The sequence below is a fragment of the Pyxidicoccus sp. M15 genome, from assembly GCF_056858435.1.
Genome location: NZ_CM166495.1, coordinates 8,477,277 through 8,490,078, shown reverse-complemented (window position 1 = coordinate 8,490,078; position 12,802 = coordinate 8,477,277). Strand labels below are relative to the sequence as shown.

13 protein-coding genes are annotated in these 12,802 nt (G+C 68.7%); 11 read left to right on the top strand and 2 right to left on the bottom strand.

What is annotated here, in order from left to right; genetic code table 11:
• Nucleotides 1-33: 33 nt before the first annotated feature.
• Both ACX9TP_RS31480 and ACX9TP_RS31475 read left to right on the top strand, forming a co-directional pair.
• Entirely contained in the window at nucleotides 34-177 is a 144-nt protein-coding gene (locus ACX9TP_RS31480; RefSeq protein ID WP_482974333.1) for a hypothetical protein, read from the top strand.
• Nucleotides 174-1,448, top strand: coding sequence for a hypothetical protein (locus tag ACX9TP_RS31475; protein WP_482974332.1), 1,275 nt, complete (start codon nucleotides 174-176; stop codon nucleotides 1,446-1,448). Before ACX9TP_RS31480 ends, ACX9TP_RS31475 begins: the two co-directional genes overlap by 4 nt.
• Before the next feature lie 17 nt (nucleotides 1,449-1,465).
• Here ACX9TP_RS31475 and ACX9TP_RS31470 read toward each other — a convergent pair whose 3' ends face one another.
• Nucleotides 1,466-2,506 carry a DUF4062 domain-containing protein gene (locus ACX9TP_RS31470; protein ID WP_482974331.1) on the bottom strand — a complete coding sequence of 347 codons (1,041 nt, stop codon included), beginning with the start codon at nucleotides 2,504-2,506 and terminating at the stop codon, nucleotides 1,466-1,468.
• A gap of 665 nt (nucleotides 2,507-3,171) precedes the next feature.
• Between ACX9TP_RS31470 and ACX9TP_RS31465 the strand changes: the two genes are divergently transcribed.
• Nucleotides 3,172-3,642 carry a hypothetical protein gene (locus ACX9TP_RS31465; RefSeq protein ID WP_482974330.1) on the top strand — a complete coding sequence of 157 codons (471 nt, stop codon included), beginning with the start codon at nucleotides 3,172-3,174 and terminating at the stop codon, nucleotides 3,640-3,642.
• Nucleotides 3,639-4,169 carry a hypothetical protein gene (locus ACX9TP_RS31460; protein ID WP_482974329.1) on the top strand — a complete coding sequence of 177 codons (531 nt, stop codon included), beginning with the start codon at nucleotides 3,639-3,641 and terminating at the stop codon, nucleotides 4,167-4,169. The genes ACX9TP_RS31465 and ACX9TP_RS31460 overlap by 4 nt, the downstream gene beginning before the upstream one ends.
• Nucleotides 4,170-5,919: 1,750 nt before the next feature.
• Here the strand turns inward: ACX9TP_RS31460 and ACX9TP_RS31455 are convergent.
• A complete protein-coding gene (locus ACX9TP_RS31455; protein WP_482974328.1) occupies nucleotides 5,920-6,132 on the bottom strand; it encodes a hypothetical protein in 213 nt (70 codons plus the stop codon).
• A gap of 107 nt (nucleotides 6,133-6,239) precedes the next feature.
• Between ACX9TP_RS31455 and ACX9TP_RS31450 the strand changes: the two genes are divergently transcribed.
• The 7 genes from ACX9TP_RS31450 to ACX9TP_RS31420 are packed head-to-tail and all read left to right on the top strand — an operon-like array spanning nucleotide 6,240 to nucleotide 12,721.
• Entirely contained in the window at nucleotides 6,240-6,821 is a 582-nt protein-coding gene (locus tag ACX9TP_RS31450) for a terminase small subunit (protein ID WP_482974327.1), read from the top strand.
• Nucleotides 6,818-8,395, top strand: coding sequence for a phage terminase large subunit family protein (locus tag ACX9TP_RS31445; protein ID WP_482974326.1), 1,578 nt, complete (start codon nucleotides 6,818-6,820; stop codon nucleotides 8,393-8,395). Before ACX9TP_RS31450 ends, ACX9TP_RS31445 begins: the two co-directional genes overlap by 4 nt.
• Complete coding sequence (locus ACX9TP_RS31440) at nucleotides 8,392-8,871, top strand: Mov34/MPN/PAD-1 family protein (protein WP_482974325.1); 480 nt, start codon at nucleotides 8,392-8,394, stop codon at nucleotides 8,869-8,871. The genes ACX9TP_RS31445 and ACX9TP_RS31440 overlap by 4 nt, the downstream gene beginning before the upstream one ends.
• Before the next feature lies 1 nt (nucleotide 8,872).
• Entirely contained in the window at nucleotides 8,873-10,324 is a 1,452-nt protein-coding gene (locus tag ACX9TP_RS31435; RefSeq protein WP_482974324.1) for a DUF4055 domain-containing protein, read from the top strand.
• Nucleotides 10,321-10,722: a hypothetical protein gene (locus ACX9TP_RS31430; RefSeq protein WP_482974323.1), complete on the top strand. Its 402-nt coding sequence runs from the start codon at nucleotides 10,321-10,323 to the stop codon at nucleotides 10,720-10,722. The genes ACX9TP_RS31435 and ACX9TP_RS31430 overlap by 4 nt, the downstream gene beginning before the upstream one ends.
• Nucleotides 10,723-11,931, top strand: a complete 1,209-nt coding sequence (locus ACX9TP_RS31425; RefSeq protein WP_482974322.1) for a minor capsid protein — start codon at nucleotides 10,723-10,725, stop codon at nucleotides 11,929-11,931. It abuts the gene before it with no gap.
• 37 nt (nucleotides 11,932-11,968) lie between these two features.
• Nucleotides 11,969-12,721: a hypothetical protein gene (locus tag ACX9TP_RS31420; protein ID WP_482974321.1), complete on the top strand. Its 753-nt coding sequence runs from the start codon at nucleotides 11,969-11,971 to the stop codon at nucleotides 12,719-12,721.
• The last annotated feature ends 81 nt before the right edge of the window (nucleotides 12,722-12,802 follow it).

Sequence of the window (12,802 nt, the reverse complement as noted above, 5' to 3'; positions counted from 1 at the left end):
CTGCGCCATCTAACGTGCCAGTTCGGCTTCCGCGTGCTGTCCGGCACCAGCGGCCGGCCGGAGCGCGTGGAGGTGTCCATTCCCGGGTACCGGGCCACGTGGCGCCGCATCCCCGGGGGCCTCTACGAGCGCGAGCCCGACACCACCGAGTCCGACACCCGAGGGGAAGTCCCGTGACGTCCTGCACCAGCCGCGAAGACGCGGCCCTCACCGAGTCCTCCGACGACATGCCGCCCGGACACGTGCGGCTGCGCTCCGGCCAAGTCGTCACCGCGGAGCTGGCCGCCCAGGTGCTGCCCGCGCCACGGGGAGCCGAGGCCTCCCTGCGTGCCCGCGAGGAGCGCTCGGGTGTGCCCACGCCGTTCCAGCCCTGCACCTGCTCCCGCGCCGAGGTGGAGCAGTTGCTCGCGGCCCTGGACGAGGAGCGCGCGGCGCGGCTTGTCGCCGAGGGGGTGGCGGAGGGCTACCGGCGCGCTCTGGCGCAGGTGCTGGCATCCCGGCCAGCGGAGCCCGCCGCCGTGACGTCCGCTGCCATCCCACCTGTCCAGCCCGTCACGCAGTCCGCGCGTGATGCGTCACGCACCAGCGTGACGGAAAGCGTGACAGAGCGTGATGCCGTCACGCTGGAGGGGGGAGGGGGGGAGGCTTCAGCAGCAGCAAGAAGACGTCGTCTTGCTGCTCTTCGCTCGAAGAAGTACCGAGAGAAACAGAAGAGTGCTGCTGACGCGCGCGAGGGCGTCACGTCACGGGAGAGCGTCACGCATCACGCCGTCACGCGTGACGCTGGCGAGCGTGACGCGGCCAGCGTGACGCTCCCGACGACGGCACCTGCTGGCCCGGTGCCGCCCGCCGTCCGCCGTCGGGGACAGCAGTCCAGGACGGACGACTCGGCCCCGAGCCCGGAGAAGCTCTTCTTCGCCTGGTGTCAGGAGGAGCGCAGGCAGACGTTCCCCAGCGCGCTGCCCGAGGCGCCGCCGTCCGGCTGGGGCACCTGGTACGCGGAGGCGCTTGCCGCGGTGGGCGGTGACGAGGAGCGGCTCTGTGCCGCCTGGCGGGCCTACCTGAGCGAGGACTGGGCGCGCTCGCGCCGGCCCGTGTGCCCGGCCCGGGTCTTCATCGCCGCAGAGGTGTGGCGCCGGCACGTGCCCGGGCAGGACATCCCGGCCGACGGGGCTCTGCCGGTCGCGCCTGTCAGCCCCGCAGACGCCCGTCGCCGAGTTGCCCTCGACGTGGGTCGGGGTGAGGAGCCGCCGCGTACCGCGTGCGCCACCGGCTGCGCGGAGGTGAGCTGCCAACTCGTGTGGGGGCAGGGACTATGCGCCGGGTGTCTTGCTCGCTTGGAGGCCTCAGTGCAGCCTTGGACGCGAGAGAGCGTCACTTCGTGGGTTCAGGGCCAGCGGACATTGCATAGGCGTCAGCAGACACACTATGAGGTGACGCTTGGGTGAGTCCTGGTTAATTCAGCTCAATTGTTATTTGTGCTTGGCGGTTTCGAATCCTCCGACTTTAGACCTGCCATCAGATCGGTTTTGTAAACAAAATCCATCAGCTCGTGCCCATCTCGCGTCAGACTCCAGTATTGTCCCTTGTCGCTCACGGGGTGCTTCTTCTTGGATGGCTCCACAAGGCCAAGGGCCTTGAGATATGCAATGCAATCGAGCAGGGTATTCTTTGGGATTGGCCAACTGCCTCGCAGTTTCATGCCGTCTGGCTTGAGGAATATCGCAATATGGTTTGCGACGTCCTTTATTTCGGCCTCCACTAAGAGGGACTGTGCACTGAAATTAAGAAACCACAAAAGCGACCTGCTTCCCACGTCAACCCAGTCCTTTCCTCCGTCAGGCCACACGCTAAATGGGAGTTTCTTGGCATCGAGAGCTCTCATGTTTTTTGCATGCCTGTTCTGCGTCTCAAGCCTGCTTGCCGCGCGAGCGGATTCCAGTTCACTCCTAAGTTTGGCATTTTCGGCACTCAGTCTTGCGATTTCTGAAGTTGTCTCGGGGCTGGCAGCAGCCGCTGCGGAGATCCAGCCAGTCCTTGGATGAGCAGCAATCTGCTTCATCAGTGCAACCGAGCACTTGCCATACAGTTCTTCAGTGCTCTTCCAGAATCCGACCGGCTTCTTCAATATCTTTGTCTTGAAAATATTAAGCGCGGCTCCCTTCCCCTCCTCCTTGTCACGCTTGCTTTCAGGCCATGGTGCATTGTTGTCGAGAATGAATCCAATTACGGGAACACCAATGCTCACCGCGTAGTCGTACTCCTTTTCTGTGTAGCTAACGCCATCGACCATCGAGCCATAGCGATGCGCTACAATAACAATGTAGTAGTCGCTCTGGTCGATTTGTCGTTTAATGATCTCCCATTGCTGCTCGTCCGCAGCGCTAAACATCTCCATTCCGACGGGAATATGTCCCATCTCCAAGGTCGCCTTGATGACCTGGTCTCTCTCGGCGCGAAGATCCTCATATGTCGAACTAATAAAGACCTGATATTTTACCGTCATTGTTCCCCATGGCTCGTTCAAGCAGGCAATGCCGCTTTAATGCCGTAAGCTTAGCTCAGGTCTCCAGTCCCGGGGGCATGTCTTTAATGACACCTCCGACTGAGTTGGTGCAGATTGCAGTGGGCAGGGCCTGCGCAAGGCACCCCTCCATTCGACGCCAAGAAGCAACGAACGCTTCGTCGCAGGCGCATCTTCCACTTGTTGGCCGGCATCCAGAGGCTCTGAGGCGCCACCCCTTCTACTCAAAAGAGGCCGGGCCCGGCCGGGGATGACGGCCGAGCCCGCGCAGGCCAGGGACATCGGGGATGCGCCGCTGGGCACCGCCCTATGTCCGCGCGCAGGGGCGCTGAGCCCCGATGCCCTGCCTGCCCGCTGCCCGTCCACCACTCAGCCCTCCACCCAGCCCTCCACCCTCGGAGACCTCACCACCCGCCGAGGTGCGCCTCGTCCTGCCGTACCCGCCCAGCAGCAGAGCGCGCTGCGCATCCACCAGCGAGACAGGGAGGTGCGACATGCCTTCCACATCAACGTGAGGGGCAGTCGGAGTGGCGCCCCGCCGAAGAGTGGAACGCAACTGTGCTTCATGCCATCAGCACATGCTGCGCTGGCGCGTCGGGGCTGTGGCGCGTCCGCTTCATTCTCGAACTGCTGCCTGGAGGAGCCTCGTGACTGCTTGCGACGCTCGCACTTACGCCGATGACCGCTGCGGCAGGCCGCTGCCCATGGATGCGGACCCGCGCGCCCGGTACTGCTCGCGCAAGTGCCTTCTCCGCGTTTCAGCCCGCACCGCCGCACGAGCGCGCTCGAAGACGGGCACCACCAACCGGCAGCCGGCCTTCATCCGCCGCCTGCGTGCCGAGGTGCCCGAGGGCCTGTGCGGCTACTGCAAGGAGCCTCTCGCCCCGCGCCAGCGCTTCATGTGCGCGAAGTCGAAGTGCCGCTCCGCATACAGCGCGGACCACCGGCGCGAGACGCGGAAGGCGCAGGAGGCGGGTGCGGGCATGGAGGACAGCCCCGGGGCGGTACTCGCAGCGGAGCTGCGCGCCAGCACCGTGCAGCTCTCCGCGAAGTTCGACGCGTTCCGGGCGCAGGTCCACGATTTCTGCACCGGCGTGCTGGTAGGAGGTGCTCGGTGACGTGCTCCCGCATCACCTTCGAGGTTCCGGTGGTGACGAAGAATCCCACCAACCAGCGCGAGCACCACATGGCCCGGCACCGCCGTGCGAAGGGTCAGCGCGACACCACGGGCCTGCTGTGGCCCGGGTGGAGGGGACCAGCCCTCCTGGTGGTACGCCTCACCCGCGTGGCGCCTCGGCGGCTGGACCAGGACGACAACCTCCCGGCGGCGATGAAGGCCGTCCGCGACGAGGTGGCCCGGCAGCTCCGCGTGGACGACGCCTCGCCCCTCGTCCGGTGGGTGTACGCGCAGTCCTCGGGCGAGCCCACAGTGCTGGTGGAACTGTCCTGGGGGGACGACGAGCTTGCGGTGGCCGTCCGCGCCCAGGACGCACTCGCGCCGCCCCCTCCTCCCGCGGGGCTGGAACCCCGCGGAGAACGCCCTGTTCGCCCCCGCGCCGGGAAGAAGACGGCGAGGGCCGCCACCGTGCCCCGTTCGGTCGCGGACCTGGTGACGCCAGCATTCCGGAAGGGAGGCCTGCCGTGACGGCTTGTGCGCCACGGCAGGCGGCAGGCCTCCGGGTGGGACCGGCGGTCTGCTTATCCTCCTGGATGCTACCTACGGCGCGGACGGCGCCGCGCCCTCATGGGGGCAACGTTCACGCTCTCCGCAGGCGGCTGGAGACTGAGCTTCAGCTGGACCGGCTTGAACGTGAGGGGCAGCATCAACTGTTCCGGCGACCGCGGCACGTCATTGGGGCGTTTCCCGTAGTCCCACCTGGGGTTCGGCCCTCGCCTGATGGGGAAAGCCTCAAGGCCGTACCACCAAGCGTAGATGACGCGACCGGTGCGCAACCGGATACTCCGAGCCCACCCGACGATGGGACGCGGGTCCGGTCGGCGGTGCCTGTTCGCCCTCCGAGGATGCGTCGCCATAGCCGTTACAGACTGGCGACGTTTGAATGGGGGCAACACTTGTTGACTCAACAGACCGCGCGTAGTCTGTTGCGCCAGTCTCTCGTGGTTGCAGCTGCGGGGGGCGACGAGCTTTGAGGGAGTGGCAGCTCCTCTCAAGGCACGAGGGGTCGTCCGTCGCGGGCGACCCTTCTTTTTTGGCTGCGACGGGCGCGGCGGTGGGCGTTGCTGCTTCTTCCTGGCCATTTTCTCTCCATGACTGCGGTGTGGTCTCCAGCAGGCCAAAGGCACTACTGGATGCTGCAAGTGTCATTGCTGGCACTCGTGGCCGGATGTAGCCCCTGCCCGGGGGGACGTCAATGAACGCAGCGGGACCCTATCTCGCGTACCTAGACGTACATTTTGTGTATTTGCGATGCTTGTCTGACCAACGGTCCGCTTGACGAGTGGTGGTGCAGCTGGTTGCGAGAGCACTCCGTCGAGCATCGCCAGCGTCATGCGCTGCGCTCAGGATGCCGGGGCGATTGCTTCACCTTGAAGATGTCGATGTAGACCTTGGCGCCAATCGCGCTGACCCCTTCAGTGTCAATGGGGGCGGCCTGTCTGAGACACGCTGGGGTCCTCGTGTCCAAAGGAATCCTGCCAGCGCCTTGACTCGTTTCTGTCCGCTGCCGCACAGGAATAGAGCCATGGCATGTCCCCAGCCCCACAAGACGAGTGAGCGGGTCACCATGGCGACGAGTCGCCCCGCCGTGCGATCGGCGCCTCGCTTTTCGTCCGGTGGGTAGACGCGTAGGTGCAGAGCGAGCCCACGGTGCTGGTGAAGATGTCCTGGACGATGAGGTCGCGGTGGCAGTCCGCGCGCATGGCTCCTGGAGCCGCCCCTGTCCTCAAGTCCGGTCCCTCCCGGTACCGCGAAGATGTCGATGTAGTCCGCCGGTGTGCCCCGCTCGTTCAGGGGCTCGGTCCATCTCGTTGACGGGAGGCCGGCGTTCGGCTCACCTTGAAGGAAATGCCTTCCTGCCCCCAGCCAGCGCAGTGCTCCGAGGACGACTGCCGTCGCCCAGCAGCGCCCCGCCACAGGCGCTGCTGGGGGCACCTGAAGCGCGTGACGCGGAAGCAGTCGATTACGACGCCTCTCGGCGAAGCGTACTCCTCGCCGTGGGAGCGGCTGACGGCGGCCGCCCTGGCGTACGCGGATGCGGCCGACGACGAGGAGGCCTTCATCCGCGCACGGGACCGGCTCCGGAAAGCGGCCCAGGAATATGCGCGACGGGAGCCGCCCCTGTCTTCCCCCCCTCCTGTCACGAGGAGGAAGGCGGGAAACGGGGCGCAGCTCCCGCTCTGGCTTGAGGACGCGGACCGAGAGGGCTGAGCGTGCATCACCCGCGAGGGTAGGCCCCCATGGGGTGAGGCCCGAGGTAGTCGCAGTCGGGGCAGTGCCACTCCTGCGTGCCTGGGAGCTGCGACGCGTTGCGGTGCCCGCAGGCCGCGAGTTCTTCGCAGCGCTGGCGCAGCTTCTCAAGGCCGGCGCACCAGTGGCTCTCGTCAGCGGGGTTGTAGGTCCGGCAGGCAGGGCAGTAGCGCTCGCGCATGTAATCTCCAAGGCGTGGCCGGGGAAAAGCCCCCGGCATGAAGAAGAAGGGGCGGCGCTCAGCGCCCGCGCCGGACGCTGTCCACGCTGCCCCCGAGACTGGGCACCGTGGCAAGAGAGCGTCCCAGGAAGCCCAGCTCCAGCACCGACCCAGCGGAACCGGCGGAGCCGGCGTGCGCGCTGACGCCGAAGCAGGCGGCCTTCGTCCGGGAGTACCTCGTCGACTCCAACGGGAAGCAGGCCGCCATCCGCGCGGGCTACACCGAGCACTCCGCCGAGGTGACGGCCTCGAAGTTGCTAAGGAATCCCAAGGTCCGCGAGGCCGTAGAAGCCGGAAAGGCGGTCGTCGCGGAGCGGGCCGAAGTCGAAGCCGTGGAGGTGCTCCGCGAGCTGAAGCGCATCGGCTTCGCGGACCCGGGCCGGATTCTCGACGAGCACGGCGTCCTCCTGCCGCTCCACAAGATGCCGGAGGACATCCGTCGGGCCATTTCCAGCGTGGAGGTGGAAGAACTCTTCGCGGGCAAGGGCGAGGAGCGCGTCCAGGTGGGCACCCTCACCAAGGTGAAGTTCTGGGACAAGCCGAAGTCGCTGGAGCTGCTGGGCAAGTACCTGAAGCTCTTCACCGACAAGGTGGAGCTGGGCGGCGAGCTGAAGCTCACCCACGAGGACGCGCTGGGGGCCCTGGAATGAGCGCCGCTCGCCAGTCCCGCCCGGGCGGTGTGCGCGCGCGTCGGGCTCCGCAGCCGGCGGGTGCCCGCGCGGCGCAGCCGCTCAGCCCGCGCGAGAAGGCCATCCGCCAGCGGCTGAAGGACGACTTCCCGCACTACGCCTCGCGGTGCCTGCGCATCCGCCCGAAGGAGGTGACGGGCGGGGAGCTGCCGCACCTGCGGCTCAACCGCGCCCAGGCCTTCATCCACGAGCGGCTGGAGGCGCAGCTGAAGCGCACCGGGCGGGTGCGCGCCATTGTCCTCAAGGGGCGGCAGCAGGGGTGCAGCACGTACGTGGAGGCGCGCTTCTACTGGAAGGTGTCCCACCGGAAGGGCGTGCGCGCCTTCATTCTGACGCACGAGGACCCGGCCACCGCCAACCTCTTCGAGATGGCGAAGCGGTACCACGACAACTGCCCGGAGCTGGTGCGCCCCTCCATTGGCGCCTCCAACGCGAAGGAGCTCGTCTTCGACAGGCTGTCTTCTGGCTACAAGGTGGGCACCGCGGGCAGCAAGGGCACGGGGCGCTCCTCGACGATTCAGTACTTCCACGGTAGCGAGGTGGCCTTCTGGCCCAACGCCTCCACCCACATGCGCGGCGTGCTGGAAGCGGTGCCGAATGCCCCGGGCACGGAAGTCATTCTGGAGTCCACCAGCGACGGGCCCCAGGGCCTCTTCCACCGGCTGTGCAAGGCGGCGCAGGAGGGGGCCAGCGAGTACGAGCTGATTTTCGTCCCCTGGTTCTGGCAGCCCGAGTACCGGCTGCCGGTGGCGGAGGGCTTCCAGCGCACCTCGGAGGAGGACAGGTACGCCGCCCTCTGCCTGGAGGCGCATGGCTACGCGCTGGAGGACGAGCAACTGGCCTGGCGCCGCTCGAAGATTGCGGCCTTCGAGAAGGGCGTCCACGACTTCCGGCGCGAGTACCCGGCGACGGTGGAGGAGGCCTTCAAAGCCGCGGCGGTGGGCGCCCTCTGGACGCAGGAGCTGCTGGACAACGCCCGGGTGCCCGCGTTGCCGAAGGACGCGGAAGGGCGCCCGCTGCCCATGGTGCGCGTGGTGGTGGCGGTGGACCCGGCCGGCGGGGACGGCCCCAGCAACGACGAGGTGGGCATTGTCTGCGCGGGCAAGGCCACCAACGGCCACGCGTACGTCTGGCGCGACGACTCGGGGAAGTACTCCGCGGAAGGGTGGGCCACGAAGGCGCTAGCCGTCTACGAGAAGGAGAGCGCGGACGCGGTGGTGGGCGAGAAGAATTACGGCGGCGACATGGTGGAAACCACCATTCGCAGCAAGGCGCGCGAGTCGCGCAAGCACGTGCGCGTGAAGGTGGTGACGGCCTCGCGCGGTAAGGCGAAGCGCGCGGAGCCAATTGCCGCCCTCTACGAGAGAGGCTTGGCCCACCACGTGGGCCGCCTCATTGCGCTGGAGGACGAGCAGACGACGTGGGTGCCGGGCGAGTCCACCTGGAGTCCCAACCGCATGGACGCGGCCGTGTGGGCGCTGACGGAGTTGATGCTGGGTGGGCCCGAGTCCTTCCAGGTGGGGAGCTACCGGTGAGCGCGGCCCTCTTCACCAGCGACGGCTACCGCGTGCGCCTGGCGCCCGCGGCCCTCGCCAAGGCGTCGCGGCTCGCGCGCCAGCGGGCCCCGCTGGAGTCCGGCGGCATGCTGCTGGGCCAGGTGGTGGACGGGGAGGCGCACGTCCTCGCGGTGACGGGCCCGGGGCGCCGGGCGCAGCGTGGGCGGGTGGCCTTCCGGGCGGACCGCGAGCACGACAACCGCCTCGTCCGCCGCGTGTGGCCGCGCCTGCGCTACCTGGGCGACTGGCACACCCACCCGGGCGGCCCCGCCGAGCTTTCCCGGACGGACGTGGCCTCCATTCGCGAGGGGCTGTCCGGCGCCACGCCGGAAGCCGTGCACCTGCTGCTGGCCGGCCCACCGGACATGGCGCAGGACCTCGTGGTGGCCGTCTTCACGGTGGTGTGCGGCGAGGCAGCCGTGCGCCGCATGGCGCAGGCAGAGGGGAGGGGCTGAGGTGGCCGCCGACGTCAACACGCCCAGCAGCGCCTACCAGGACATGCTGCCCGACTGGGAAGTGGTGCTGGCCCTACTGGGCGGCACCCGCGCCATGCGCGCGACCGGCCGCAAGTACCTGCCGCAGTACGCCCGCGAGGAGGACGCCGCCTACCGGGAGCGCCTCCACCGCACCGTCCTCTTCAACTACTTCGCCAAGGTGCTCTCCTTCTTGGCGACGCGGCCCTTCGCGAAGCCGGTGCGCCTGGGCGAGGCGGCGCCGGAGGAGTTGAAGGCGCTGGCGGAGGACGTGGACAGGCTGGGCAGCGACGTCACTTCCTGGGCGCGCGCCGTCTTCAAGGATGGCCTCGCCAAGGGACTCACCCACGTCCTGGTGGACTTCCCCGCAGTGGACACCGAGACCGTGCGGACGCTGGAGGACGAGCGGCGCGCGGGCCTGCGCCCGTACTTCGTCCACGTGCCCGCCGAGGCCCTCATTGCCGCCTACGTCGAGGTGGTGGACGGCGAGGAGCGCCTCACCCACGTCCGCATTCGAGAGTCCGAGGTGCGGCGCGAGGGCTTCGAGGAGGTGAAGGTGGAGCGCGTCCGCGTCCTCGAGCCGGACTCCTGGGCCGTGTACGAGCGCTCCGGCACCAGCGAATGGGCGCCGGTGGGTGGCGGGCCCAACAAGCTGGGCTTCATCCCCCTCGTCACCTGGTACGCGCACCGCGAGGGCTTCCAGCTCGCCAGGCCCCCGCTGCTCGACTTGGCCCACAAGAATGTCGAGCACTGGCAGAGCAGCTCGGACCAGCGCAACGTCCTCACCGTCGCACGCTTCCCCATGCTGGCCGCCTCGGGGGTGGCCGCGCCGTCCGGCGGTGGCGCGGGCGAAGGGCAGGGCGGTGGCCTGAAGGTGGGCCCGCACTCGCTGCTCACCACGGAGTCCCCGCAGGGGAAGTTCTACTACGTGGAGCACACCGGGGCGGCCATCGAGGCGGGCCGGAAGGACTTGGAGGACTTGAAGGAGGAGATGGCCGCGCTCGGCGTGGAGCTGCTCGTCCGCAAGTCCGGCAGCGCCACCGCCACCGAGAAGTCCATCAACACCGCGCAGTCCCACTCCGAGCTGCAGTCCCTGGCCGAGTCCTTCGGTGACGCCCTGGAGCTGGCCTTCCACTTCGCGGCCCGGTGGCTGGGGCTGGAGGTGGAGGACGGGGCGCTGAAGGTGGAGGTGCACACCGACTTCGGCCTCTCCGAGGGTGACGCGCAGGGGCTGGACGTCCTCTTCAAGGCGCGCGCGGCCCGGGAGATTTCGCGGCAGGCCTTCCTCGCCGAACTGAAGCGCCGCGGTGTCCTCGCCGCAGACTTCATCCCCGAGGTGGATGCGGAGCTGCTCCAGGGCGAGGGGCCCGCGCTGGGCACCTTGCGCCCGGCACCGGCCGTGCCCGCCCGTGCGGCCCCTGGAGGTGCGTCATGACGCTGGCCCTCGTGGTGGCGGTGCTCGCGGCCCTGGTGTGCGCAGCCGGGTGGTGGCGAGAGCACAGGCGCCGGAAGGAGTCCCAGGAGCGCCCGGGCGAGCGCCGCGCGACGGCGCCCGCAGCTTCGGCACCGGAGTCCGGCGAGCTGGCGCTGCCCGAGCAGGTGAGCGCCTTGGCGCCGTGGCAGGTGGTGGACTTCGAGCACTTCGTTGGGGTCCGCCACGCCAATGGCGCCTGGACGCACGTCATCCTCAAGCCCACGGGCGAGACGCTGGACGTCGAGGCCGCGGGCAAGCGCGTGCAGCTCCACGGCAACGGCATCGAGTTCCTGCCGGTGGTGCCTGGGCAAGGCGACGTCGTCCCTTTCCGTCCGCGCGGGCTCAAGGAGGGTGCGTAGGTGGCCGGCACCGCCAACGAGGAGCTCCTCGAGCGCACCCTGGCGCATTCCGTCCAGGTGGAGCGCTACAAGGCCGGCGTGGTGCACCGGGTGGTGGAGTTGCTCAACGCCACCGAGGACAGCCTCGCCGAGCAGCTCACCACCCGGCTGGAGCGGATTCTGGACGCGGGCGGCTTCGACGCCGGGCCCGTCACCACCGCGCGGCTGGAGGAGATGCTCCAGGTGGTGGGCGGCCTGCGCGCGGAGGCGTACGCGGCTGCGGCGGGGTACCTGCGCGAGGAGCTGTCCGTCTTCGCCGCGTACGAGGCCCGGTGGCAGACGGCCGTCCTGCGCGAGACGCTCATCGTCGAGTTGTCGGTGGCCGCCCCCACGGCGGAGGTGCTGCACGCGGCCGTCTTCGAGAGGCCTTTCGCCGGCGCCGTCTTCGAGTCCTGGGTGGAGTCCATGCCCGCGGCCGACTTGGAGCGCATCTCCCGCGCCGTCCAGGTGGGCATGGCCGAGGGGCAGACGACGCAGCAAATCGTCCGGCGCGTGGTGGGCACCCGGGCCGCCTCCTACACCGACGGTGCCGCCGAGGTGAGCCGGCGCAGCGCGGAAACGCTGGTGCGCACCGGCCTCAACCACGTGTCCACCCAGGCCCGGGAGGAGGTGTACCGGGCCAACGCGGACATCATCGAGTCCGTGCGGTGGGTGGCGACGCTGGACGGGCGCACCACGCCGGTGTGCATGGCGCGGGACGGGAAGACATTCCCGGTGCGCGAGGGCCCGCGTCCCCCCGCGCACCCCGGGTGCCGCTCCTCCACGGTGCCCGTCATCGACGGGGTGAAGCTGGTGGGCGACAGGCCCTCCGTCACCGACGTGCGTACCCGGCGCCAGCGCGAGGTGGACTTCCGGGCGGAGGCGAAGGCCCAGGCAGGAGAGGCGTGGGGGCGCATGTCCGAGAAGGAGAGGCGCGCGGCCATTGCCCGGCAGCGGGAGAAGTGGGCGCAGCAGCACATCGGCCAGGCGCCCAAGGGGCTGTCCTACGAGGACTGGCTGCGCCGTCAGTCCTCTGGCTTCCAGGACGAGGTGCTGGGGCCCACGCGCGGGCGGCTCTTCCGCGAGGGCGGCCTGCGCCTGGAGAGGTTTACCGACGCCAGCGGGAAGACGCTGACGTTGGAGCAGCTGCGCAAGGCGGAGTCCGCCGCCTTCACGCGCGCGGAGTTGTAGGGCTACCGGCCCTCCCGGGCCGAAGGAGACGTGGCACATGGAATTCGAGTGGCAGCCGGAAGTGGACGCGCTGGACATCGTCCCCGAGAAATTCCGGGGGTTGTACGCGAAGGGGGAGGGCGAGGGCGCGAAGTACACCCTCGACGCGGACATGGTGAAGCGGCTGGACAACAGCAGCCTCACCACCGCGCTGAAGAAGGAGCGCGACTCCTCGAAGGAGTTGAAGGCGCTGGTGTCCGCCTACCAGAAGCTGGCGAAGACGCCGGAGGAGGCGGAGAAGCTGGTGGGCGAGTTGCGCACGCAGCTGACCGAGGCGCAGAAGGGGAAGGAGGGCGCGGCCACCTGGGAGAAGCAGCGCACGGAGCTCGAGGCCGGACATGCGAAGGCGCTGGGGGAGAAGGAGGCCGCGCTGGAGTCCATGCGCACCGCCCTCCACAAGCGACTGGCGCACTCGGAGGCGCTGGCCGCAATCACAGACGCCAAGGGCAGCGCGTCGCTTCTGTTGCCTTACGTTGAGCGTTATGTGAAAGTGGTGGAGGAAGACGGCGACTTCTTGGTCCGCATTGTCGACGCGAAGGGTGAGCCTCGCGAGCACAAGACGGGCGGCTACGTGACGACGCGAGAGTTCGTCGCGGAGCTCAAGAAAAACCCTGACTTCGCTCGGGCCTTCGAGGGCACGGGTTCCTCCGGAAGCGGGATGCGACCGGGGGGCAAAACGGGCGGGACGCCCGGCAGTGAAACGCTGTCCCCCTTGCAGCGCATCGCCCGGGGGCTGGCGGACAGGAAGTAGCCGTCCCGGGTTCGCGTGACGCGGCCTGAGACACACCGGGCGTGACGCCCGGAGACAGCCACTCTCTCCCAATACCAGACG